Below are 22,390 nucleotides of genomic sequence, written 5' to 3' on the forward strand. Positions count from 1 at the left end.
CGGCGGATGGGGGCGCACGAGAGCCGCCTCGCATTGGCGGATCATGCTCGCGGAGCGCGATCCACCGGCGGTCCCGATCGCCGCGACCATTGCGGCTGACCTGCATCGAAGGCGGGCGTGCGCGCCGGCAGCGCCGGATCACCCGCCGGCCGGCCGGGCTGCCGGGGTCACCGTGGCGATGTCCAGCCTCAGCGATCAACCGGCGCACTCACCGGGGCGTGGGCACTGTGGTCGCGGCCCATGCCGCACCACCCCTTCGCCGCGATCACCAGGTTGCGATACGCCGCCGAGCTGTTACCTTGGCCTCCATATTCATTTCACTCTCCGTTGATATACACCATGCGGAGAGTGACTGTCAGCACGGGCATGGCTGCAACGAGAGGTAAGGGCATGGCTGACGAAGAGACCTACGGCGAGTCGTCCAACTGGCCGTTCGAATCAAAGCTCGGCAACGCGGCCGCCGTGGGCATGGTCGTTCCGCTCGGGGCGACAGCCGCCCCGGTCGCCATCGCGCGCGGACTTTACACCGCCGCGAGAGGCCGAGGTTTCGAAGCCGGCTGGGAAGCCCACTTCGAATGGTGCGGCGAGAGAATAGTTGCCGCCGGCGAATGGATCGACGAGCACCCCGAGGAGGCCAAGGAGAACCTCAAGAAGGCCGGTAAAGAGGTGATCAGCTGGATTGGACCGATCGTGCTCGGCCGCTGGTTCGGCGGCAAGAAGTAGCGACAGAATGCGATATGAGCCTGCTGCTTCCGCAATGGCCTCCGGTATCGACTCGCCGTGACTCGGCCATCCCGTCGGCGACGGTGTGCGACCGTCCGTCGTGGCTCGATGGGCGGCAGCAGTGCCGAGACTCCTCGCCGCCGTAGCGTGAGGCGATGTCGGAGGAGCGGCCCCGAAGCCCGACGGCCGCAGCGGTATGCGTGAACGGCACGGCTGATGGGGGTCCCTGCCAGTACCCCGGTTCTACGCACTCGTTCGTTCAACGCGCCGTCGCTGTTTCGTACGGCTCGTGGGCCGCGATCGTGTCCTCGGTTCAAGAAATGGCGAGGCGGCGCGCCACCTTGGCCTCCACCCGCTCGGCCAGTTCGGCGAGGGATGGCACGATACGGGCCGCCCAGGCCAGTAGCTCACGGGAGTGTCGCACCCGGCACGCGTTGGTGGCGCTTTCCCGCACGCGCGCCGTCCGGCCGTAACGGCCGAGTAGGTACACGGCTCGAGGCACCACGAAGCAGGCGTACGCGCGCCGCCAGCGCTCGGTCCCGGGCTCGGGCAGGCGGTCGGCCACGGCCGGCCACAGCGAGGCCAGCGTGCGCAGGTAGTGCCGGGCCAGCTCATCGCGTTCAGCGAATCCGGCCTCGTCGACGGGGAGCAGCGGCATGTCCTCGAGGAACTGGGCGATCTCGTAGCCGACCGGAAGGAAGCCGCGATCACCCACGTCGAGCGCGACGATCTCGTTGTGCTCGGACACGATCCAGTTCTCGGTGTGCGCGTCGCGCTTGCCGGCCAGCGGTAGACCGTCCGGTACCGCGCTGCAGACGAGCCGGGCCAGCCGGTCATGGCCGCGCAGGTCCATGCTGCGCAGATAGGTGGTCAGCCGGTTCTCCATCCCGTCCGGGGCGTCGGGCTCGCCGCGCCAGGCGTGCACGTGGGCCAGCAGCGTGAGGCAGCGGCGGACCGTCTCCCGGGCGGCCGGATAGTCGACGCCGCCTGCGGTGACCTGCTCGTCCAGGGTTTCGAACAACGTGCGCCCGGTCGCCCGCCAGGTGAGCAGGACCTCGTGTCCATCAGTGGGGTCGGTGACAACCGTGACCGTGCGCACGGCCCGCGCCCAGCTGCCCGGCGAGCGTTCGTCGAGCCAGCGGGCGAAGCTGTCGGTCCGCGACTTCTCCCTGCCGGCGTCCCCCGGGCGGGCGTGCGGAGGGCGGAAGGGCTTGAGGATCATCGTGGAGGACAGCAGGCGATGGGGGTCGGCGATGGTGTACACCTTGGAAACACCACCGAGCACCCGGTGCGCGGCGCTGCCGACTCCGGCCACCCGATCGCCGGCCGCGAGCAGTAACGGAAGCGTTTCGCCGGCCCGCAGCAGCCGCCACGCCTGCGGATCCGCCCGCACGTCGGTGGCCGGATGCACCGGCGTCTCCTCAGCGAGCCGGCCGCGCACTGCCGCAGTGGCCTCGGCGAGTTCCGCCGCCTGCAGCAGCGGCCAGGGCCAGTCCGGGGCAACGGCAGCGGCCCACCCGGCGAATCGGGCAGCCTCGGCGAACCACTCCGGGGCGCCGGTCGCCCGCCACAGCCAATGCGCCATGGAAGCGGAAACGCTCCAGGACTCTCGTGCGGGCATGCCGCCGAGAGAGCGGGCCTGCTCCTTGAGTTCGAAGGCCCGACGCACCGAGGGCACGTGACGCAGCCGGCGGCCGCGGCGCAAGTACGCATCGGCGAGCAGTCCGAGCACCTCCGGGCCGGCGTTGCCGAGTGTGATCGACCGTTCCAGACAGGCGATTGCCTCGCCCAGGTCGGCCACGTCACCGACGTGCGTGCCGCGGCGCAGCAACGCGTCGCCGAGCATGCTGCTCAGCGTCTGCTCGTCAGGTACGACGAGGACCGGCGCCGCCGTCCCGTCCGAGTCGATGACGTCAAGCCCTAGTGGGTCGACGCCGTCGCCCGTCTCCCACGTCGGCGCGGCAATCTCGGCGACCCTCCGGAACGTGGCCACGGCCTCGTCGAACAGGGGATCGGCGCGCCGGGCACCGGCGAGCGCCTCCTTCGGGTCGTTGGCGGTGGCCGCTCCGGTCGCGACCGCACGGGCGTGCCACAGCGCAGCGCGTGCGAGTTTGGTGAGCAGCAGCGGCGGCGGCGCCGGGTCGCCCGCCACGGAGAGCTGAAAGAGCCGGTACAGCCGTTCGGTGGGCCACGACGTGAGGGGTTCATCGGGCAGGGTCCGCTGCCGCATCATCAGAAGGGAACCAGCGTGCCCAGCCGCGTACCGGGCCGCGCCCTCGTCGGCGGACTCGAGATGCCGGACCAACCATTCGACCACCTCGGTGGCGAGCTCGGTCACGGCCGGTTCAGCGGGAGCGCCGCCGAGCGCCGGTTCGAGCAGGTCTCGGCATCCGTAGATGAGGGGCTTGGCGGCCAGCCCGGTCGCAGCGGGGCGGCGTACCGCGTCGCGCACCGCGTCGAGGAGTTCCGCGTGATCGGCGCCTGCCCTGGCGCGGTGGATCCGGCTCTCGGCGAGCCCGGTGAGTGCCCGGTCGAGCATCGCCTGCGCCTCGGGCGTGCGCCGCCGGATGAACCGAAGAGCCTCGGCGAACGCCATATCCGCCTGGCCAGGGCCGAGGCCTTCACGCTCGCGCAATGCGGCCTTGCCGTACTCCAACAGCGCCCAGGGCAGGTAGTCGCTGCAGATGGGGCTGTCGTCGTCGTGGCACAGCCGCAGGTCCTCGAGTGCGGTCTCGAGCACCGCGAGATACGGCCGTTCGGTCAGCCGGCGGACGTGCACGGCCCGAAGCAGCGCTTGGCCGCGGCGGATGCGGATGATGACCGGGTCGGTTCGTCCGCTGGCCGGGACGGTGAGCGCGTGCCCGTACCAGGCGGCGGCCGCTACGAACGCGCTCTCGGCCGCGGCCATGGCCGCGCCCGCGGCCGGGGCCGGGGCCGTGTCGTCCGACGGGTCATCGATCGTATCGATGTCGTCCAGCAGGCAGTCCAGCTCCCGGGGCGCGTCCGGGGCGGTCACCGTGGCCACGCGGACACCGCCGACGAGCAGCGCGTGCAGGCCGCGGATGCGGAGCAAGTCCGCCATCGCGGTGGCCAGTTCCCGGGTCGGCTCCCGTCTTCGGCCTGCCCGCAGAGACTCTTGGGCATGGTCCAGGCAAGCCGTTTCGCCGCTTGCCTGGTACAAACGCAGGTATGCCTCGCCGAGCAGGGCGTAGTGCTGCGGAGTGTCATCGCCGTGATCCTCGGCGATACGCAGGTCCTCGATCGCGGCACGCAACTGCGGCAGCGCGTCGGGCGCGCGCCTCGCCAGGAACAAGCGGGTGACGCCGCGCATCCCACGCCACTGCCGACGTTGATCCGGCTTGTCGCGGTGGGTCTGCGACTCGACCACGGTCCAGCACTGCAGGGCGGCCCGTAACGCGGTGACGGCCGAGTCGTCGTCGCCGAGGCGGCTGCGGTGCAGGCCATGCCGGTAAAGCTGGTCGGCGAGCCGGATGTTCAGCTCACGCCAGCTCCCTTTCCAGCTCAACTCGTGCCGATACAGCGACCGGCCGATCGCAGGACTGCGGTCGGTGAAAGCCGCCGCAATGTGGATCATCGTGGTCAGCAGAACCTGGTTCACCAGCCGCCCGAAGTCCTTCACCTCGGAAAGTTCGCGCATTCGGTCGAGGCAGCCCCGCCAAGCTGGACCCACCACGGCGGCCCGCACACCCGGCGTGCGTAGGTCCTTCCAAACATCGGCGCCCACGATGCCGCCCGCCGCGTTGTCGAAGCCGTCCTCCCCGACGTTGATCTGCAGAAGATCGATGAGACGTTCGGGAGTGGTGTCCAGCAACGGCTGCGGTGGAGCGGGACTGTCCGCGTCCGACCGACTGACTGGTGGCACCGGGCCCGGCCGGCGCCGGCCGGCCAGTAGCAGAGGCGAGGGCGGATCCACAGCCATGGCTCCCTCTCAGTGGAGAGTGTCGTCGACCTATACACCATCACGGCGACCGCGGTGACAAAACCGTAGGTAGATAATCCGCCGGGAAGCATGCGTACGAGGTCGGTCGAAGGGGCCATTGCCGGTACCGCGCTTCGCGGCTATCGACCCGGCGCCGGCGAGGCCGCCCGCCGGCAGACCATGGGCGCCGGTCAGCGAAGCCGCCGCGGCACAGGATCAGTTGATCATTGCTTAGGCAGTCGGCCACATCGACCTGATGCTGCGCCCGCAAGAGGGCGTCGCCGGCATCTGCTCGTCTACTCCCGCATCACAGCAGACGCCCCACGCTGACGTCCCTCCCGAGTAAGTGGCTGTCTCGCAACCCATTTCCGCAGGTAGCGCGAATTTCGGCATGCCCGCGTGGAGCTGCGGCGTTCGGATTGCCGTCACGGTGACGGTTTGACGAACGCCTGCAAACCCAAGATCGACGGGCGGGCGGGCGCCGATGACCGCGATCATCGGCGGCCTGGAGACGCTGGCTGATTCTGATGGCCCACGCCGGTTCTGAGGCCCGCCGGACGGCGCTATCGGCGACCACGAAGCGTTACTGCAATGGCGCCAGATGCGGACGTTTCCAAGCGCCCTGTCCCGTCAATGATACGGTTCCCGCCTGGTCAAGATCGACCGCGCGGCCCGCCTTGATCTTCATTGCTTCAGTCGCGCTCAAGGGAAGGGACGAGCGGATGCGTCCGACTCTGCGCCGACTCGGGCCGAGTGACTGGCGAACCTGGCGTGACGTGCGATTGGCTGCGCTGGCCGAGTCGCCGCGCGCCTTCGCCTCCTCACTGGCCAAGGAGAGCGGCTATGTCGAGAGCGACTGGCGTGACTGGCTCGATCCCGCTCGCGGCTTGAAGGCTGTGGCGGAAAACGGGACAGGCTTGGTCGGTGCCTGGGTTCCGGAGGACCGCCACGGCGCGGTGGAGCTCTACAGCATGTGGGTGCACCCTGAATGGCGTGGCCAGGGGGTCGGTGACCTGCTCATCGAAGATGTTCTGGCCTGGACAGCCGAAAACGGCCACACCCGCGTCGATCTCTGGTTGGCCGAGGGAAACGTGGCAGCCGAGCGCCTGTACGAGCGTCACGGTTTCTGCATGACAGAGGAGTCCCAACCGCATCCCGGCCATGAGGGCGTGCTCGAACACGTTATGACGCGTCAGCTCAGCGGATAGCCAGAGGACTCGCTCACGAAGCTTGGGAAGCCTTGCATCTCGGCCAAGATCGAATAATCCGTCAAGGGCGTCGTGACGTGCCTGCTGCTACATCTAGGCCGCGATCGGCGGTGGCTCAGCGGCTTGACACTGGTCTTTGCGCCGAGCGAGCCGACGGGTCATGAGGGTGATGTTTGCCCAGGTGATGTGGGCTTCGGAGTGTTCGGGCAGGCGTTCGTAGTCGCGGGCGTTGCGGCGGGCACGCATGAGCCAGGACAGCGATCGTTCCACGATCCACCGGCGGGGCAGCACCTTGAAGCCGACCTGGTTCGGTGGCTTCTTCACGACCTTGAAGGTGAGACCGAGGTCGGTGCGGGCCCAGTCGGCCAGACCGGTATAGGCGTTGTCGGCCCACATCAGAGTCAACTCCGGATTCCGCTCGCGGAGCTCGGGCAGCAGCTCTCGGGCGGCGTCGCGGTCGGTGACGTCCGCCGGGGTCACCTTCACCGTCATGAGCAGGCCTTTCGTGTCCACGATCAGGTGCCGCTTCCGGCCATTGATCAACTTCGCGCCGTCGAATCCCCGCGTGTCCCGGCTGACGGTTTCTGCGGCCTTCACGCTCTGGGAGTCGATGATCGCGGTGACCGGGCGGGGGCACCGGCCGGCGGCGACGCGGATGCGGCGGCGCAGCTGGTCACGGACGTGCTCGAGCACGCCAGTCTTGGCCCAGCGGGCGAAGAACCCATAGACGGTCTGGAAGGGCGGAAAATCGCTCGGTAGGGCACGCCACTTGCAGCCGTTGTCGACCAAGTAGCGGATCGCGTCCACGATCTCCCGGCGCGGATGCGCCTCGGGGTGCCCGCCGGTCGGAGTGCTGCAGGCCGGGGCCGGCAGCAGCGGCGCGAGCAGCTCCCACTCGGCGTCGGTGGTGTCCGACGGGTAGCGCCGCCGCCGGGGCAGGACCGTGATCGTGGCGTTCATTCGCCGCGGGCCAGCAGCTCAAGAGCAGTTTTGACGCTGGTGAGCTGGCCCAGCACCAGCTGGGCCCACTCGTCGTCGGGATGGCCCTGCAGGTGCGGGATGATCACCGTGTCCAGCAGCCGGCCGACGCGGGTCAGCTCGTCACGTACGCAGTCACGTTCGTAGGTGGCCCAGTCGGCGCCGTCGATGGTGGTCATGCGCCGCGCACCAGCAGGCCGAGGGCGGACTTGACGCCGGTGAGCTGGCCCAGCACCAGCTGCACCCACTCGTCGTCGGGCAGTTTCTGCGCGTGCGGGATGACCGTGCTGCTCAGCAGCCGGGCGATGCGGGTCAGCTCAGTGCGCACGCAGGCCCGTTCGTAAGCGATCCAGTCGGCCGGGTCGGTCGACAGCCGGTAGCCGTCAGCGCGGGTCCAGGTCAACGGGGTCAGGTTCTGCGCCGCGAGGACCTCCCGCAGGAACCGGATGCCGGACTGGACCTGATACGCGGTCATCTCGGTCGCCGTCACCAGCTGCCGGGTGGTCAGCCCCGCCGGCCGGGCTTCCATCAACGCGACCCGGACCAGGTCACCGGAGACGTTCGCGGGCACCCGCGCCATGACCGGCGGCCTACTCGCCGCTCAGGAGGCGGGCCAAGCCCTCCTCCGGGGTGACCTGGCCGGTGGCCACCGCTCCCTCGATCCAATCCGCGGCCGCCCGCACCCTCGCCAGGTTGCGCTGCACCGTCGCCTTCTCGTCGTCGGTGTAGTTCTGTCCACGCAGGCCCGGGACGATCCGGCCGGCCGAGGCCACGAACTGGGCGCACGCCCCGACCAGGTCCAGGAACTCGTTGGTGTGCTCGATGTACTGCAAGGCCGGGGTGCGCTGCCGCACGATCTCCACGCCCTGACGGGCGTGGTCGGCCTGGGCGCGGTTGACGGCGTGCCGGGCAACGTCGTCGTTTTCCGGATTACGATCCGCCACTCACGCTGAGTTATCGGTAGAGCACGACTGGCGCGCGCATCGCGGCATGTGAGTGAACTGCTGAGCCGGACGATGACGCCGAAGGGATCTCATGCCCTTCAATCGGACGCCACTACTGCCACCACACCTTGAATCCACCGATGCTCCCCAGGTCTACAGTTCGGCCTTCGGCGTGTAGAAGCGCCAAGAGTCGATTGCCGCGCATCAGGTGCTCACGTGAAACCTGTGCGATCACGTCGATCGCGCTGGTTGCCCAGCAGGCATCGGCTTCGAAGAATTCGTCGAAGTCCCGCAGGACGAGGACCCACCCGGTCACTCCGGAGAAGTCGATGTAGCGCAGCGTGTCACACAACGCATAGAGGTTGTTGGCCGACCATCCGCAGTAGCGCATCGAGACCTGGCTGAGCAGGTCCGTCACAAGGTTGGCCTGCGAGTTGTGCGAGCTAGTCGGTGCTGGGTGCGATTGGATGTCAACGGATCGGGCCGATGATGCCAAAGCCGACACCTCCGCGATACCGTAACCCCGTTCGCGCAAGTTACTAATCGCGTCGTCGAGCGTCTTCGCTGCTTGAAACGCGCCAACGCCGCCGTCGTGAAAAAGCTCCCAGTCGATGCACCCGCGTTCCTCTTCTTCCTCCGTGAAGACCGCCATGTCCGTACTATCCCCTACCATCTGGCCGGGCGGTGCAGGGGCATGCCGTCTCGGCGCCGCCCGCCGAGAAGGCGCCTGTCTACGGCTGGCGCCCTCTCGGCGGCAGAACAGTACGCCGCCGCACGCGGATGGGGCTGCCAGATGGTCTCCGTAAGCTCGACGTTCGATCCCAGCAGAGACCTAGTCCACGCAGGAAGGGTTTGAGCATGTCTACAACGTCGGGTGGCACACCCAGCTCGAAGCTTGCTGCTGAGCTCGCCGCGTTGGACAACAACGTTTACGGGTTCATACACAACGCCTTGGACCTGGAGTCGCTTGCGCGCTCATTCGCGCAGCAGAGCTGGGCCTCCCGCAGGTCGGCATGGGACGAGTATGAGATCACCTGTTCGTGGTGCCAACTGAACCTCTTCGATTCCGGCGGGATGCCGAAGTTCGCCGGCGTGGTGGAGCCCACCCGCGTCGATGAGCTGGCTGACACGCTCCGCTCATTCGACGTCGACTATGAGATCGAGCTTTATGACGTCAAAGGCGAACTCATCCGAACGCTTCTGCCCTGAGCACGGCAACCTATTCGCTGCGGTTCAACGCGCACTCTCATCGACAGGCCCGGATGCCCGCCGCAGGATTGAACATCACCCTGCGTGCTTAGTCCTGCCTGCCGATATCGGCTATCCCGTGATGATCGGCATGCCAAGGTTGCCGGGGCCGCCTGCGGAGCGGCCGCGTGCAATGCTGCGGTCCAGGCTGGCGAGCTTCTCCTGGGCTTTGGTGAGGCTGGTTTGGAGGCCCTGGACCTCACCGAGCCAGCCGTTGATGCGGGCTTCGGCGATGCGGTCGGTGAGGTTGTGGATGATCTCGATGAGTCGGCCTCGTTGTCTGGGCGAGACCCGGAGCATCGGACATCTCAGACACGAGTGTTCATGCTGGCAAGGGGTCCGGTAGGGGCGGGCGCAGTCACCCAGCTCCAGTTTGCGGGCGTGGAAGTGCTGCTGGAACTCGCGCCACTCCTCGTCGGTGGGCTCCCGGTATTCCTCGGCCAGGCGGACACCTCGACGTTTGTCGAGGAAGGCGCGGTAGGAGCGGATCAGGTCCTCTTGGAAGACCGCCAAGTACGTCTCGGTCGTGGTGATCGAGGCGTGGCCGAGCAGCCAAGCGGCGATGTGGGCCGGCAGGCCGCCTGTGACGGCTTCGGTGGCGAAGACCCTTCGGAAGTCGTGAGGGGTGTAGCGCAAGGGCTGGCCGGTTTGGTTGGTGAGTGCGGCGCGGGCGAGGGTGTCGTTGAGTAGCTGGTAGACCATGTTGGTGCTCATGACGGTCCGTCTCCAGCCGATCCGGCGCTGGAACAGGTGCGGCAGGGCGGGGCCGGTGACGAGTTCGTGTGGGTCGTAGCGTGCCACCAGGGGGACGGTGCCGTCGTTGTCGCCGCGGAGCCGGGTGATGATCGTGGCGAGGACGCTGGCCAGTTCGGGGCCGACGAGTAGCAGCCGTTCCTCGTTTCCCTTGGAGGGAACGATCTGCAACAAGGGGACGATCTCGTCGGTGTCGGGCAGCCGGTAGGACACGAGCGCCAGGTGCGTGAGCTCGAGGAGTTCCTCGAGGCGAACGCCGGTATGCCGGAGCGTTTCGATGATCGCCCAGGCCCAGAACGCGTCGTCTTCGTCGCGTGTGACATCGAAGTGCTCACCGGTGGAGACGTCCTCGGTGAGCACCATGGTAGGCCGGTAGTGCAGCAGTCGCCGGGCGCGATGCTCCTCGCGGCTGATGCGCCGATATTGGCGGCCGGTCTGGGTGAAGGAGGTGCCGATTGGTGTGGCTTGCGCGCAGGCCAGCAGGCGTTGCTGGTCGGCGTGGTGCTGCTCGGTGGCTTCGACCAGGTCCGGAAGGCGTGGCAGCCGTTCTCTGACCCGCTGGTGCATCTTGGCCTGAGTCTTCTTCTTGACCTTGGTGAAGCCGCCGGTGTCGGAACGGCGGACCGGGCTGGGAACGGCCCAGGCTGCCCAGCTCGGGTCCTCCAGCGCCCACTCGGCGATGTCGAGGTGGAAGGAGCGGACGGTGGCCATGACGCTCGGCCAGTTCTCCCGGGGTACCGGCTGCTTGCCTTCCCGGCTGATGACCTTCACGCGATGTTTCCACGCCTCGGCCACCTCGGCGGGCAGATGGATGGTGTCGATGACTGGATGATGCCGCTCAATGTCGGCCCAGAAGGCGCCGACCAGTTGGCTGGCCAGGCTCGCCAACGAGCTGTAGTCCAGGCTGGGCCGGCGCTCGTTGAGGTAGCGGACGAGCAGGTCCCGCACGGGGCGGCACTGGACGTTGTGCCGGTCCACCATGGCGGCCGGAGACAGCGGGCCGCGCGCCAGCGTGCGATGCAGCGGCAGCCGCTCGGCAAGGACTCCCACGTCGCGGAGTAGATCCCAGGCGGCGTAGAGCCCCGCTGGGACGCCGCCGGCGATGTCCTTTCCCCACGCGTGATAGGCGAGCAGGTCTTCGGCGGTGAGGTCGACGGGATGGTGGCCGGTGTGAAAGGAGATTTTCACCAGACAGTTCTCCGCTGCGCTGAGCTGGCTCGCGACCATGCCGCGGACGTGCCCGGCCCGGGCGACCTGCTCGAACAGTTCCGCGCCGAACTCCTGCTTGGCGTAGCGATGCAGGCCCGAGCTCCGATAGTTCTGGAGGAACTCGTAGCTGGGCGACAGCACCCGCTTGAGCAGCAGGGCCGACAGCCCCTCCGTGGTCACCTCACGGCGGGTCGGTTCGATGCGTCCGAAGCCGTTCGTGACGGTGTCGATCCACTCGGTGGAGACGTCGGCTCCTGCGGCTAGCCATCGCTGCTGCCATCCGTCGCCAGGGTAGGTGGCCAGCCAATCGAGGATGCGGGACGCGCCGCGCCGCCACCGCGCTGCCTTGGCCCGGCTGCGTTTGGTCAGCGGTGAAGGCCAGGTCGACAGTTGCGGCAGAGTATCGAGGATGGCCGCAGCGGCCATGCCGTCGAACGGCCCGGTCCTGTGCTCCGGCGGTGTCGCCGGGCCCGTCTCGCTCCCGGTGGCCGCGTCCGATGCGGCGGCGAAATGTGCCCTTGTGGTCGTCGTGGTCATTGCGGTAGCCGGCCGAATAGAACGGCCAGATCGGCGGCCTGATAGCCGGCGGCCACCGGCGGCGGAGGCTGCCGGGCGCGATCTTCGCGTTCGGCGAGGTGCTCGGCCACCCGGCGGATCACCCAGGCCTCGTCCTCGACGAGGTAGATGTCGCCGGTGGTGCTGAGGTGAACGTGACCGAGGATGGTCTGCACGTCACGCAGTGACAGGTTCTCGTCGCGGCTCATGCGCAGCGCCGCCGTGTGCCGAAGATCGTGCATCGTGTAGTTGGTGCCCAGCAGGGCGTTGACCCGGCGGAACACCGCGCGTAGCGCCTCGTAGTTCATCGGCTGGCGCCGTAGGCCGTCGCCATGGTCACGGCGCCGCAGGGTCCACCAGACCCGTTCGTTAGGCCCGAGTACGGCAACGCGCCGAACAGGTCCTTCCACCGCTCGTCGGGGATCTCCCGGGGCCGGGTCTTGGGCACCCGCGGGTTGTAACGGATCCGGTCCTCAGCACGAAAGGGCTCCAACGGGTTGTGATGGGCATGCGGCCGGCGCCCGCGCCGGTCCAGGGACACCGGGTTCACCAGAGGCCCTTCACCGGACTCGATCCAGAACTCGTAGAAGCTGCGGATCACCGCGTTGCTGTGCCGAACGGTCCGGGGCTCGTAGCCGTCGCCGAGATGCCGCTTGCGGGTTACCGGGTTGATCGTGCCGGCAGTGACGGCCGAGCCTGTGCGTGGCGCGTTGCGCAGCTTGTCCGCCTGGCCGAGCCACAACACCAGGTCCCGCACCTCGACCGAAGTCGCCTTGTCCCAGCCGACGTCAACGGCCTGCAACCATCGCCACCACCTCAGCAGGCCATAGGCGTAGCTGCGTACCGAACCGGGCCGGTTACGCGCCGCAAAATCCCGAAGGAATCGACGGACCGGCACTACGGGCATACCGTCCGGGTCGATCACCAGCCACGGCACGACGCCCTCGGTCTGAGCCACCCGCCCCCACCGCGGCAACCGAATCGCCGTGATGTCCCGCTCTACGGCATCCAGCTCGAACCTCATGCAGTCTCCTCCAGTCAGGCTGCATGAAGGTCTATTCGCCAAGCGTGATCAGTTCAGCTCTCGTGACGGCGTGTCGCCTGGTAGTCCGGTCAACAGGCAGTCATGGCCTTGGACGCCACTTCCGGCCGGCGCAGCAGGTCCTGAGCGACCCGCGACGCGACTTCCTCGTCGTTGACCAGCGCGTGCACCGCCACCACTTTCTCTTGCACCGTCTCCGGGCGCTCGACCTGGCGGCCCATCAGCCGTTTCGCTGCGTCCGGTGTCCACCGACGGGCACCGGTGCGCTGGTCGACCGGCGGGTCTGCGAGGGTGGCGAACCGTTGCCGCTCATCCTGGAGCGGCGCGAGGATCTCGTGGATGTAGTGCGGCACCTCATCGCGGCGATGCGCCGTCGGCCAGCGCGACGCCACCCACCGCCACTTGTTCACCGAGCTGAGCGACATCCCGACGTCCTCGGCGAAGCGCGCCAGAACCTGCGACACCAGGGTGCCGAAGATGGCGTCGCTGCTGGAAGCGCCGCCTTGCCTGCGCATAGGCTCGATTTCCAGGGCGAGGTCACCGATGCGGAATTGGATTCGGGTTCGCTGCGTGATCAGCTCGCGGGTCTCGGCCATGTGCCAAAACCGAGCCGGCCCGGTCCCGGGCGTCCGCCCGGTTCCCGCAACCGGCAGACCGCCACCCGCTACGACGTGGGACTCATGCTGGTCACTGGCCATGCACACCAGCGACCGGCCCACCACAAGAAGGGCACCAAACCCCGCCGAACTGGTTAAAGCACAAGCTAAGAGGTCGTCGGCGAGGTTGCCCGCGCCACCGCGGCGTGGGCAGTTCCGGCGACGGCGCTGCGAAACTCGTCAGCCATCTCTCCCCGTCGTCGCCCGCCCGAGCATCCCACCGATGCTCGGGCAGGCGACGCCCGTCGGAAGCGGTGTGGATCAGAGGTAGAGGTACGCCTCACCGGCATGCATGTCGTCAAAGCCGCCAATCAGGTCCCCGTTGTCGTTCAGGTCCTTGATCAGCGGCGCGCCGACACCAACCGACTTCGGGTCCACCTGGACGCCGTCCACCCATATGGTGGGGTGGGATTCCTCCGGTCCCCCGAACGTCCGACCGATGATCAGACCGGCGTTATTGATCTTCAGCGCCGTAGCGCTATGACCGCCGGCGACCGGCAGCACGGAACTCTTGTCGCCATCGGCGCTGAACGCGACAGTGACGTCACCCATACCGCCGTTGCTGGCCTGGCCGACGGCAACGCCGTGGTCGTTGATCGCGTGACCCCAGCTCACCGTGGTGCCGGCCACGACGCCGAGATCGGTGAGCGTGCCGTTGGCCTCCCAACGGGCGGCGTGGCGGCTGGCGCCGAACGGCGCCGTCCCGACCATCTGACCGGCACCGTTGATGCCGGAGGTGCTGACGTCCCCGGAGAACGCACCCAGGTCGGTGACGACCCTGTCGTCCCAACGGACGAAGTGCCAGCGGCTGTCCGCATCCATCGCCTCGCCGAGGATCACGCCGTGTTCGTTGACCTGACGAGCGACGCTGAACGGGCCACCCAGGCCGGGCAGCTCCCACACCGAGCCGTCGGCCTTCCAGTACACCGCGTGCTGAACGCCGTCGGTCGTCGTCGACGCGCCGACGATGTGGCCGCTGTCGCTGATGTCGAGGGCCTCGCCCGTTGATCCCATGGTGAGGACCGCCAGGGTCTCCACCTTGCCGGAACGCCACAGGAACGGCTGGCTTCCCACCTTGCCGACGACGTCACGGTGGTTGTTGAGTGCCGACGGCTCCAGGAAGTCGCCCTGGTAGGAGCCGAGCCCGACGGCCTCGTACTGCCGCGCGGGCGGCGTCCCGGTACCCGGGCTCGCCAGTGCAGGTGTGGCCGTGGCCATTCCCATCAGGGCCCCCGCCGCCAATGCCACCAATCTTGTGTTCACACACAACCTTCCCTAGAAGAGCTTCGATGTCCACATCCAAGCAGGACGGTGCAAGACTGCCAGCCGGCAGCGGATGCGGTGGCATTCGCGGAAGGTAGCGGGTGAGGTCGGCGAGGTCGTAGCCCTCGAGCGTCGGGCCGGTACCGGTGTCGCGGACGGTCTTGGAGCGCACGCCGTAGTCGCGAAGCTGCTTTGCCCAACTCGTGGGGGATCAGCTCCGTCCACGATGCGTCGGGTAGGCGGCGGAGGTCGGGGGAGCTGTCCCTGAACCGCGAGCGGCTGACCATCGACGCAACCGATGGCCTGATGCGGGTCGTGTACCACCCGGACGCCGGCACCGGTGACGCTGACAAGCTGGCTCTCCTGGCTTCCGCGGGTCTGCCCACTTCCCGCCCCAACCGGGACTTCCGGCGGACCGACACCTTGACGGGCAGCGGCGCATCCGGCTGAGCCGTGGAGGCGGATCGGGGCAGGCCGCGCTCGGAGACCGTGGGCGCCTCGGTCAGCTGATCCGGCGGGGGCCGCGGATCACGTACCCGGCGACACCGGTGAGGGTGAAGATCGCCGCGGTCGTGAGGGCCGCGGAGCTGCCGGGCGGCTGGCCCACCCAGGTGAGCAGGTGCAGCGCGAACGGCTCCGGCACGGCAGGGATGCCGGCGGACACGCAACCCGTCACGACCGGCAGGGTCCAGGCCAGCCGCCGGCCGAACAGCGTCGCGGCCAGGGCGGCGAGTCCGGTGAAACCGGCCGCGTCCCGCAGGACGACGCCGGCCGGGACGCTGGTCACGACCGTCACCACGGTGGCCGCGAGTACGCAGATCGCGGCCAGGTGCAGCGCGCGGCGGGGCGCCCACCGGATCGCCGCGGTCGTGTCCGGAGTGCTGTCCGGCCCGCCGAGGCCGTGACCGAGAACGGCGACGCCCAGAGCCAGGGCGAGGGCGGCGGCCGTCACGGCGTGCCGCGACCCGGTCTGGCCGGCGCCGAGCCAGGCGACGGCGACCATGGCGGATACCGCGCACAGCGTCCCGCCCGGCACCTCCCGGGAGCGCAGGAACAGCAGGAGCGCCGTCACCGGCCGCCTCCGATGCCGAGGGCGGCAGCCTGGTCACCACAGGTCAGGCCGGCAGGCGCCAGCCCGAGCGCCGGCGGGACGACGGCGAGCAGCCGTGCGAGCCGGCTCGTCGCGAGATACAGCACCACTCCCCCGGCGGCCAGCCCGCCGAACCACCAGGCCTGGCCCGAGCTGACGGAACCGGCGACCGCCTGGAACTCGGAGAGCGTGCTGGTGAAGAAGGGGAGCAGCAGGGCCGGCCCGGGCACCGTGGCGTCGTCACGCTTGGTCGCCTCGATCGCCGCGAGGAGCGCGGCGAGACTGCCCGCGCCGAGCACGGCCGGGGTGTACGCGTACGGCAGCAGCCGGCCGAGACCGAGGCCGAGCCAGCCCGCGGCGACCAGGGCCAGCACGCCGACGAGGGTCACCGCCGGCCAGCCGTCGCCCGGATAGCCGGCGACCTTCGCCGCCCCGGCGGCCAGGACGAGCAGATAGCCGACAGCCAGGCAGAGCGCGGTGGCCACGGCGGACGGCCGCATCCGCCGCCATCCGCGAGCCGGGGTGGTGCCGAGCAGCTCCTCGATCCGGCCGCGCCGGTCCCGGCCGGCCTGCCAGGAGCCGGCCGCCAGCGCCAGCGGCCAGAGGATCACCAGCATGACGCGCTGGAAGACGGCGAGTAGGTTCCACTGCTGGTCCCACAAGGCGGTCTGCCCGGTGAGCGCGAGCACGTAGAGGCCCGCCGTACCGTGCGCAGGTCGGGCCGCCCGTCCATCGGCTGCCCGAGCAACCGGAGCCGGCCGTCGTGCGGGCGCAGCACGGTGGCCAGCGCCCGGATCAGGGTGGTCTTGCCCGCGCCGTTCGGGCCGAGCAGCCCATGGACGCCGGCGCCCAGGGCGCGGTCGACGCCATCGACGGCCACATGCCGGCCCGTTCTCACTCGCAGGCCCTCGGCCCGCGCTGTCGTCGCCACGATCAATTCTCCGCTCATCGGTTCCGTGCGGCTTCGATCCTGCGACGGCACGGCAGGGGCACGCCTCAGCCGCGCTGCCGAGCGGAACGGCGCGGAATCAGTCGAAAGAACTACGCCGTTCGCGAGCCTGTGTCGTACCGTGGCCTCCTGTGTTGATGATCTTCCCGGGACTCCGGGGACCGCAGCGGGTGATGGTGGGTTCGTTCGCCGTCGTGGTGGCGGTCCTCGTCGTCATCGAAGGACTGGACGGCCCGACGCTGCCCGCCGAACTCGGCATCGTCGCCAGCGGCCTGCTCGCGGTCGCCGTGGTGCTGCTCGCCGAGGCCCGCCCGGCCGCGGTCGCCCTGGCCGCGGCCGTGTCCGTCACCGTGTCGGTCGCCTGCGGACTCGTGCCGGCGATGCGCCCGGAGAACACGTTCGGTGTCGTGGAGTTCGCCGCGCTCTCGGTGGCGGTGATCCGTCTGGTCATGCAGCACCCGGTCCGGCGCGCGGCGGGCCCGGCCGCCTTGACGATGCTCGCGATCGGACTCCTCCCGATACGGGTCTTCCTTCACCCCGTCAATGTGCGGACGATGTCGCAGGACGGTGGCCTGGTCGCCATCGTGCTGACCGCCTGGGTGCTGTTCGTCGCGCTGCTCGGCCTCTACCTGCGCCTGCTGGAGCGCCGCAGAGCCGACGCCGACCGGCTGACCCGGCGGGCCGAGCGCCTGACCAACGCCCGTGACCTGCACGACTACGCCGCCCATCACGTGACCGCGATCGTCGCGCAGACGCAGGCCATCAGGTTCGTCCCGAGCTCGGGGGCCGCGCCCTCCCCGGAGGACCTGGACGCTCTGCTGGCCGACGTCGAGCAGGCCGGCGGTCAGGCCCTCACCTCGATGCGCAGGCGTGCGCGCGGCCGCCGCCGGAACCACGCTGATCTCGCTGCCGTGACCGTGCGCCTGCTGGCTCATCTCGCTCCCGCCGCGACGCCGCAACGGAGACGCCGGAGGCGCCACCCACCGAGCCGCTCACCGAACGCGAACTCGCGGTGGTACGCCTCGTGGCGCACGGGCACACCAACGACGAGATCGCCGGGCGGCTCTACGTGACGCTGTCGACGGTGAAGACGCATCTGGCCAACGTGCAGCGCAAACTCGTCGCCCGCAACCGGGTCGAGATCGCGGCCTGGGCGTGGCGCAACGACGTCTGCTCTCCGGGCTGACCGAGCCGGCAACGCGCCGGTGGCAAATCGGAGGCAGTGCCGATCTCGGATGGCCATACTGCTTCCATGAGACTTGCCGAGGCTCTCGCGCTGCGCGCGGATGCGTCGCGCCGCGCCGAGCAGCTCCGCTCGCGCATCACCGGCAGCGCGCGCTTCCAGGAAGGCGAGACGCCGGCTGAGGACGCCATGTCCCTGCTGACCGAAGTCGGCGGCGTGCTCGAGGAGCTCGAGTCGCTGATCCGGCGGATCAACCGCACCAATGCCGCCACTCCGGTCGGGGGCGGCACCCTGACCGACGCGCTCGCCCGCCGGGACGTCCTGCGCCTGCGGCACAGCATCCTCACGGCCGCCGCCGACGCTGCGGCCAGCGACGGCCAGCGCGGATACCGTCAGCTGCGCTCCGAGCTGACGATCATCCCGGCGCTCCCGGTCGCCGAGGTGCGGCACCAGGCCGACGATGTCGCCCGGCAGGTTCGTGAGGTCGACACCCTGATCCAGCGCATCAACTGGGAGGTCGATCTACTCGACTGACCGACGCGGAGCAGGTAGCCGACGTGGAGGCGGGCACAAAACCCGAGGGGCCGGCGGGCAATCCAGCCCACTCATGGCGCGCCGGGGGCAGGCGCGGGGGTTCGATTCCCTGACGCACATCGCACGCCCAGCACGCAACACAGGTGATGGCGCACATCGCACAGCACACCACCGGGTGCAGATCCACGACGGTGAGGGCGGGATCGGGGAATTCCGCGTCCCTTCACGAACAGACGATCGTGCGGGTGAGTTCGAGCGCCACCTTGGTGGCGTGGCCGTCGGCGTCGTCAGTCGAACCAGGCGACGAGCCGTACGTTCTCGTCTCCGAAGCGTTGCGCCAGGGTTCGCATGACGGCGAAGACGTGGTCCCATCCGGTTCCGGGTCCGAGGACGTCGTTGCGGGTGACCTTCTGGTACGTGAGGGTAGCGCCGCCGCTCTGCCAACTGCCGTACGCGGCGCCGACGGGTGACTCGCCGGCCGGGGGCGGCCCGTACTCAGCGACGACGTCGGCGGGCCACTCGTCCTCGACGCGGTAGCAGTGGTGAAGGCTGGATCCGTTCTCGTTGACGTCGAGGACGCCCCGGGCCAGGGGTGTGACGGTCATGTCGAGGTCGCGCAGTTCAGGCCAGGAGACCCAGGTGGCGGCACCGATCGCCGCATCGATTTCCTCGAGGTGGTCGTAATCCTTGCGAACGGGATCCGACACGTCGGCCGGAAGTCCGCGGCCTTCGGCGACCGGCTCCCAGCCGTTCCAGTTGCGAATGCCGAACAAGCATCCGAAGGCTGAATAGTCGCTGCCGGGATAGAGCGGATAGAGATCCATGCAGTGCACCCACGACGCCTCACGGTCGGAGGCCGCGTCAATCAGGTCACGGACCTCGATGGCGCCATAGATGTCGGTCCCCACGGCACGGGATCATACGGCTCCGTCGGGTGCCGGCTCAGCGCGCGGATGTTCGCCATCGTGGTCGCCGTGAGGGGGTCCGCTCCGGCGGGCCTTCACCATGTCGCACCGATCGGCCGTTCCGGGGCTGCCCACGGGCGGACACCATGGTAGGCATAGAGGATGGTCGATCACTTGCCGGGTCGGATCGCCCGGAGCGCCCTCGCCCCCATCCTGCTGGCCGGCGCGCTCGGCGTGCCCGGCACCGGCCCGGCCACGGCCGCCGCGCCCGCCGTCCGCGCCGAGATGCTGCCCGTCCCCGTCGCCGGCCCGGACCGGCGGATGTCCGTACGGGCGGTCGACGTTTCGCCGCTCGGCGTCGTGGCCGGCAACGCCCTGGAGACCAGCACCGCCCCGGACGGCTCCACCTCGTACGTCGAGCGGCCACAGCGCTGGGCGTACGCCGGCCCGGCGGGCTGGCTGCGCCAACCGCTCGCCCTGCCCTCCGGCGCGACGTCCGGCAGCGTGGACGGGCTCACCGACCTGGGCGAAGCCGCCGGATCCGTGTCGCTGGGCGGTTCCCGCGCGGTCCGCTGGTCGCTCGACGGCCGGTCCACCACCGTGCTCAGCGACAGCCCCAGCAACGTCACCGCGGTCGGCCCGAACGGCCCGTGGGGCGTCTCCACCTTCAACCCCCAGATCCCCATCCAGGGCGACGCCGAGTTGGTGACCCGCGACGGCACGCGCACACCGCTGCGCGGAACACCAGACCTCGACACCGGGACCAGCCGCTCGGTCGGCTCCGTGGGCGGTCCCGACACCGCGATCGTCTGGGTCGGCGAGGGGATCGGCCAGGGCCGCACCTCACGGCCGGTGCTGTGGCGGGCCGGCGCCACCCTCCGGTTCCCGGTCTTCTCCTCCTACTTCCTCGGCGCCGCCTGCGTCTCCCGGGTCCACGCCGACGGAAGCGCCGTGTACAGCGGGTACTCCACCAGCGGTGGCCAGGTGGCCTGGGTGCTGGTGCGGCATGCCGGCGGCGTTCCCGGAACCGACGTCACCCTCCTGCGTGCCACCGGGTCCGATCAGCCCATCGCCGGCCTCACCTGTTCGCCGGGATCGGACGCCGATGTCTTCGCGTCCGACGGCGGCGTCGCCGGGTACCTGACCGACGACGGCCAGCGCGCCGCGTACTGGGACGCGGCCGGCACGCTGACCGTCGTCCCGCTGGAGGCCGGGGAACAGTCGGCGTCCGGCGTCGCCGTCGCCGACGGGGGCCGGATGGTGATCCTCGCCCGGCACGAGGACGGCAGCAGCCGCCTGTCGCTGTGGGACGACGGGGCCCGCACCCGGCTGTCCACCCCCCGAGGATGGGATGTGACCTCGATCGTCGAGCTCACCGACGCCGGCCTGCTGGTCGCCAACGTGCAGAACGCCGAGGGCGTCGTCCGCCCGGCGGCGTGGAACCTGGCCGGCCGCGCCTGACCGTCACCCTCCCCGCGGCGGCCTCCACGACCAGCACCTCCTCAGCGGCCGAGCCGGCGTGTAGCAGGGGCGGCACAGGCCGCTTGCCGACGCCGGCCCGCACAGGCATCTGCACCGCCGCCGATACGTCCGGCGATGTCGCGGCACGACATGCGGGCACCTTCGCGCCTTGACGCCGAAAATTTCGGGGCTGAGCTCCGGCACTTTCGCTGCCAATGCGGTGCTGGTGATCGACAGAGGTTGATATCTCGAAACTTGGGTGTAACAGTGTTTCGGGAGCGCTCCCATCCTCGTGACAGCCGAACAACGGAGGACAAACCGTGCCCCCACACGAGTCCCACCAACCTGGCCGGCGCCCCCGCTCGGCCCTCCACCGGCCCGTCCAGGTTCTCGTCGTCGCACTCGCGATGCTGGTCAGCATGCTGCCCTGGACCGGCGCCGCTCAGGCCCACGGCACCATCGTCAGTCCGCCGACCCGCGCCTACCAGTGCTGGCAGGCCTGGGGCAGCCAGCACATGAACCCCGCCATGCAGCAGCAGGACCCGATGTGCTGGCAGGCGTTCCAGGCCAACCCCGACACCATGTGGAACTGGATGAGCGCGCTCCGCGACGGTCTCGGCGGCCAGTACCAGGCCCGTACCCCGGACGGGCAGCTGTGCAGCAACGGCCTCGCCCGGAACGACAGCCTGAACCGGCCCGGAGCCTGGAGGACGAGCAACATCGGCCGAAACTTCACGGTCCAGCTGTACGACCAGGCCAGTCACGGCGCCGACCACTTCCGGGTCTACGTCAGCAAACAGGGGTTCGACCCGAAGACTCAACGCCTGGGCTGGGGCAACCTCGACTTCATCACCCAGACCGGCAGGTACGCGCCGTCGCAGAACATCTCGTTCAACGTCTCGACCTCGGGATACACCGGGCATCACATCCTGTTCGTCATCTGGCAGGCCTCGCATCTGGACCAGGCCTACATGTGGTGCAGCGACGTGAACTTCACCTGATCGGCCACGACCAGCCGCGCGGCGGCTCTCCGGCCCAGGACGCGACGCGCTCCTGGGCCGGAGGTCCGGCCCATCCCCCGGCCCCAGGACCGACGACGAGGTGGAGATCGATGACGGACAGCCTCCCTGCCTGGTACCGCCACCGCTACGTGTGGGTGGCGACGATCCTGCTGGTGGTGACCGCCGGCGCCGTCGCGCTCGTCAAGGCCGACAACTCGAAGGCCGAGCCGGTGGACCTGCGGGGACAGATCATGAGCCGGATGCGCGGCACGCTCGAACAGTCCAGTCCCGAGCAGCACCAGCACGCCGGGCACAGTGCCCCGCCGGCCTCGGCCGCGAAGGGAACCGGGCCGTCGGTGATCTGCGGCGTCCACGTCTTCGGCCACGAGCCGGAGCAGGCCACCGCCCTCACCGACGTGCGAACGGTCTACGGCTTTCACATGTGTGGCGTGGCCGAGCCGAAACGTCCCTGGGACGTGGCGGTCAAGCTGGCCGGCCCGGTCATTCTGGACATGTCCACCGACCCGCCGGGCATCCAGGTGGTCGAGGCGACCGTCGACGTCAGGTTCGTCGACCGGCTGCGCGAGATGTTCCCGGACCGATACGCGCAACTGGCGCTCACGCAGGCGCTGACAGAGGCGGAGATGGCCGACCTACGCCGACGGTACGACGCCGCCGCCGGTCTCTGAGGCGACAGCGAGCACGGGGTGGCGGCGGTGCCGTAGGCGCGACGGCCGTCTCCACCGGA

At 69.4% G+C, this 22,390-nt stretch carries 23 protein-coding genes and 2 pseudogenes; 10 read left to right on the forward strand and 15 right to left on the reverse strand.

All coding sequences use genetic code 11. The annotated features are described in order from the left end of the window. Positions 1 to 390: 390 nt before the first annotated feature. Complete coding sequence (locus QLQ12_RS43965) at positions 391 to 723, forward strand: hypothetical protein (protein WP_282767028.1); 333 nt, start codon at positions 391 to 393, stop codon at positions 721 to 723. 313 nt (positions 724 to 1,036) lie between these two features. On the opposite strand, the gene QLQ12_RS43970 is transcribed toward QLQ12_RS43965, so the two are convergent. Further along, positions 1,037 to 4,555 (reverse strand): hypothetical protein, encoded by a 3,519-nt coding sequence (locus QLQ12_RS43970; RefSeq protein WP_282767029.1) that lies wholly within the window; start codon positions 4,553 to 4,555, stop codon positions 1,037 to 1,039. 830 nt (positions 4,556 to 5,385) lie between these two features. Between QLQ12_RS43970 and QLQ12_RS43975 the strand changes: the two genes are divergently transcribed. Then, positions 5,386 to 5,871, forward strand: a complete 486-nt coding sequence (locus tag QLQ12_RS43975; RefSeq protein ID WP_282767030.1) for a GNAT family N-acetyltransferase — start codon at positions 5,386 to 5,388, stop codon at positions 5,869 to 5,871. 141 nt (positions 5,872 to 6,012) lie between these two features. Here the strand turns inward: QLQ12_RS43975 and QLQ12_RS43980 are convergent. From QLQ12_RS43980 to QLQ12_RS44000, 5 genes and pseudogenes are all read right to left on the reverse strand, one after another. Next, positions 6,013 to 6,831: pseudogene (locus tag QLQ12_RS43980) on the reverse strand (IS5 family transposase); the annotation flags it as partial. Continuing rightward, entirely contained in the window at positions 6,828 to 7,028 is a 201-nt protein-coding gene (locus QLQ12_RS43985; protein ID WP_282767031.1) for a hypothetical protein, read from the reverse strand. The gene QLQ12_RS43985 and the pseudogene QLQ12_RS43980, both read right to left, overlap by 4 nt. Further along, the gene (locus QLQ12_RS43990; RefSeq protein ID WP_282767032.1) at positions 7,025 to 7,429 is read right to left on the reverse strand and encodes a hypothetical protein; all 405 of its coding nucleotides are present in this window, start codon (positions 7,427 to 7,429) and stop codon (positions 7,025 to 7,027) included. The genes QLQ12_RS43985 and QLQ12_RS43990 overlap by 4 nt, the downstream gene beginning before the upstream one ends. A 10-nt stretch (positions 7,430 to 7,439) precedes the next feature. Then, entirely contained in the window at positions 7,440 to 7,793 is a 354-nt protein-coding gene (locus QLQ12_RS43995) for a DUF6192 family protein (RefSeq protein ID WP_282767033.1), read from the reverse strand. Between the two features lie 112 nt (positions 7,794 to 7,905). Beyond that, entirely contained in the window at positions 7,906 to 8,445 is a 540-nt protein-coding gene (locus tag QLQ12_RS44000) for a hypothetical protein (RefSeq protein WP_282767034.1), read from the reverse strand. 206 nt (positions 8,446 to 8,651) lie between these two features. Between QLQ12_RS44000 and QLQ12_RS44005 the strand changes: the two genes are divergently transcribed. After that, positions 8,652 to 9,002: a hypothetical protein gene (locus QLQ12_RS44005; protein WP_282767035.1), complete on the forward strand. Its 351-nt coding sequence runs from the start codon at positions 8,652 to 8,654 to the stop codon at positions 9,000 to 9,002. 111 nt (positions 9,003 to 9,113) lie between these two features. Here the strand turns inward: QLQ12_RS44005 and QLQ12_RS44010 are convergent, their stop codons facing one another. From QLQ12_RS44010 to QLQ12_RS44035, 5 genes are all read right to left on the reverse strand, one after another. Then, positions 9,114 to 11,540, reverse strand: a complete 2,427-nt coding sequence (locus tag QLQ12_RS44010) for a tyrosine-type recombinase/integrase (RefSeq protein ID WP_282767036.1) — start codon at positions 11,538 to 11,540, stop codon at positions 9,114 to 9,116. Continuing rightward, positions 11,537 to 11,866 (reverse strand): site-specific integrase, encoded by a 330-nt coding sequence (locus tag QLQ12_RS44015; RefSeq protein ID WP_282767037.1) that lies wholly within the window; start codon positions 11,864 to 11,866, stop codon positions 11,537 to 11,539. The genes QLQ12_RS44010 and QLQ12_RS44015 overlap by 4 nt, the downstream gene beginning before the upstream one ends. After that, complete coding sequence (locus QLQ12_RS44020) at positions 11,863 to 12,582, reverse strand: hypothetical protein (RefSeq protein ID WP_282767038.1); 720 nt, start codon at positions 12,580 to 12,582, stop codon at positions 11,863 to 11,865. The genes QLQ12_RS44015 and QLQ12_RS44020 overlap by 4 nt, the downstream gene beginning before the upstream one ends. 89 nt (positions 12,583 to 12,671) lie before the next feature. After that, positions 12,672 to 13,196, reverse strand: a complete 525-nt coding sequence (locus tag QLQ12_RS44025) for a DUF6192 family protein (RefSeq protein ID WP_282767039.1) — start codon at positions 13,194 to 13,196, stop codon at positions 12,672 to 12,674. A gap of 321 nt (positions 13,197 to 13,517) precedes the next feature. Then, positions 13,518 to 14,519, reverse strand: a complete 1,002-nt coding sequence (locus QLQ12_RS44035) for a hypothetical protein (protein ID WP_282767040.1) — start codon at positions 14,517 to 14,519, stop codon at positions 13,518 to 13,520. A gap of 306 nt (positions 14,520 to 14,825) precedes the next feature. On the opposite strand from QLQ12_RS44035, the gene QLQ12_RS44040 reads away from it, so the two are divergent. Further along, entirely contained in the window at positions 14,826 to 14,969 is a 144-nt protein-coding gene (locus QLQ12_RS44040) for a hypothetical protein (RefSeq protein WP_282767041.1), read from the forward strand. Between the two features lie 52 nt (positions 14,970 to 15,021). Here QLQ12_RS44040 and QLQ12_RS44045 read toward each other — a convergent pair whose 3' ends face one another. The 3 genes and pseudogenes from QLQ12_RS44045 to QLQ12_RS44055 form a co-directional block, all read right to left on the reverse strand. Continuing rightward, the gene (locus QLQ12_RS44045; RefSeq protein WP_282767042.1) at positions 15,022 to 15,591 is read right to left on the reverse strand and encodes a hypothetical protein; all 570 of its coding nucleotides are present in this window, start codon (positions 15,589 to 15,591) and stop codon (positions 15,022 to 15,024) included. Further along, positions 15,588 to 16,298 carry a hypothetical protein gene (locus tag QLQ12_RS44050; protein WP_282767043.1) on the reverse strand — a complete coding sequence of 237 codons (711 nt, stop codon included), beginning with the start codon at positions 16,296 to 16,298 and terminating at the stop codon, positions 15,588 to 15,590. The genes QLQ12_RS44045 and QLQ12_RS44050 overlap by 4 nt, the downstream gene beginning before the upstream one ends. Before the next feature lie 8 nt (positions 16,299 to 16,306). Next, positions 16,307 to 16,558, reverse strand: a pseudogene (locus QLQ12_RS44055) (ATP-binding cassette domain-containing protein); the annotation flags it as partial. A 137-nt stretch (positions 16,559 to 16,695) separates the two neighbouring features. Here QLQ12_RS44055 and QLQ12_RS44060 point away from each other — a divergent pair. The 3 genes from QLQ12_RS44060 to QLQ12_RS44070 all read left to right on the forward strand — a co-directional run bounded on the left by QLQ12_RS44060 (position 16,696) and on the right by QLQ12_RS44070 (position 18,275). Next, positions 16,696 to 17,631: a histidine kinase dimerization/phosphoacceptor domain-containing protein gene (locus QLQ12_RS44060; RefSeq protein ID WP_282767057.1), complete on the forward strand. Its 936-nt coding sequence runs from the start codon at positions 16,696 to 16,698 to the stop codon at positions 17,629 to 17,631. Next, entirely contained in the window at positions 17,583 to 17,744 is a 162-nt protein-coding gene (locus QLQ12_RS44065; protein WP_282767044.1) for a response regulator transcription factor, read from the forward strand. The genes QLQ12_RS44060 and QLQ12_RS44065 overlap by 49 nt, the downstream gene beginning before the upstream one ends. 66 nt (positions 17,745 to 17,810) lie before the next feature. Beyond that, positions 17,811 to 18,275: a DIP1984 family protein gene (locus tag QLQ12_RS44070; protein ID WP_282767045.1), complete on the forward strand. Its 465-nt coding sequence runs from the start codon at positions 17,811 to 17,813 to the stop codon at positions 18,273 to 18,275. Between the two features lie 287 nt (positions 18,276 to 18,562). Here QLQ12_RS44070 and QLQ12_RS44075 read toward each other — a convergent pair whose 3' ends face one another. Continuing rightward, the gene (locus QLQ12_RS44075; RefSeq protein ID WP_282767046.1) at positions 18,563 to 19,183 is read right to left on the reverse strand and encodes a hypothetical protein; all 621 of its coding nucleotides are present in this window, start codon (positions 19,181 to 19,183) and stop codon (positions 18,563 to 18,565) included. A 171-nt stretch (positions 19,184 to 19,354) separates the two neighbouring features. Between QLQ12_RS44075 and QLQ12_RS44080 the strand changes: the two genes are divergently transcribed. The 3 genes from QLQ12_RS44080 (at position 19,355) to QLQ12_RS44090 (ending at position 22,331) form a co-directional block, all read left to right on the forward strand. Next, positions 19,355 to 20,641: a hypothetical protein gene (locus QLQ12_RS44080; RefSeq protein WP_282767047.1), complete on the forward strand. Its 1,287-nt coding sequence runs from the start codon at positions 19,355 to 19,357 to the stop codon at positions 20,639 to 20,641. 320 nt (positions 20,642 to 20,961) lie between these two features. Further along, positions 20,962 to 21,642: a lytic polysaccharide monooxygenase auxiliary activity family 9 protein gene (locus tag QLQ12_RS44085; protein ID WP_282767048.1), complete on the forward strand. Its 681-nt coding sequence runs from the start codon at positions 20,962 to 20,964 to the stop codon at positions 21,640 to 21,642. 110 nt (positions 21,643 to 21,752) lie between these two features. After that, positions 21,753 to 22,331: a hypothetical protein gene (locus QLQ12_RS44090; protein WP_282767049.1), complete on the forward strand. Its 579-nt coding sequence runs from the start codon at positions 21,753 to 21,755 to the stop codon at positions 22,329 to 22,331. Positions 22,332 to 22,390: the final 59 nt, after the last annotated feature.

Source organism: Actinoplanes sandaracinus, from assembly GCF_030009775.1.
In the GTDB taxonomy this organism is placed as follows: domain Bacteria; phylum Actinomycetota; class Actinomycetes; order Mycobacteriales; family Micromonosporaceae; genus Actinoplanes; species Actinoplanes sandaracinus.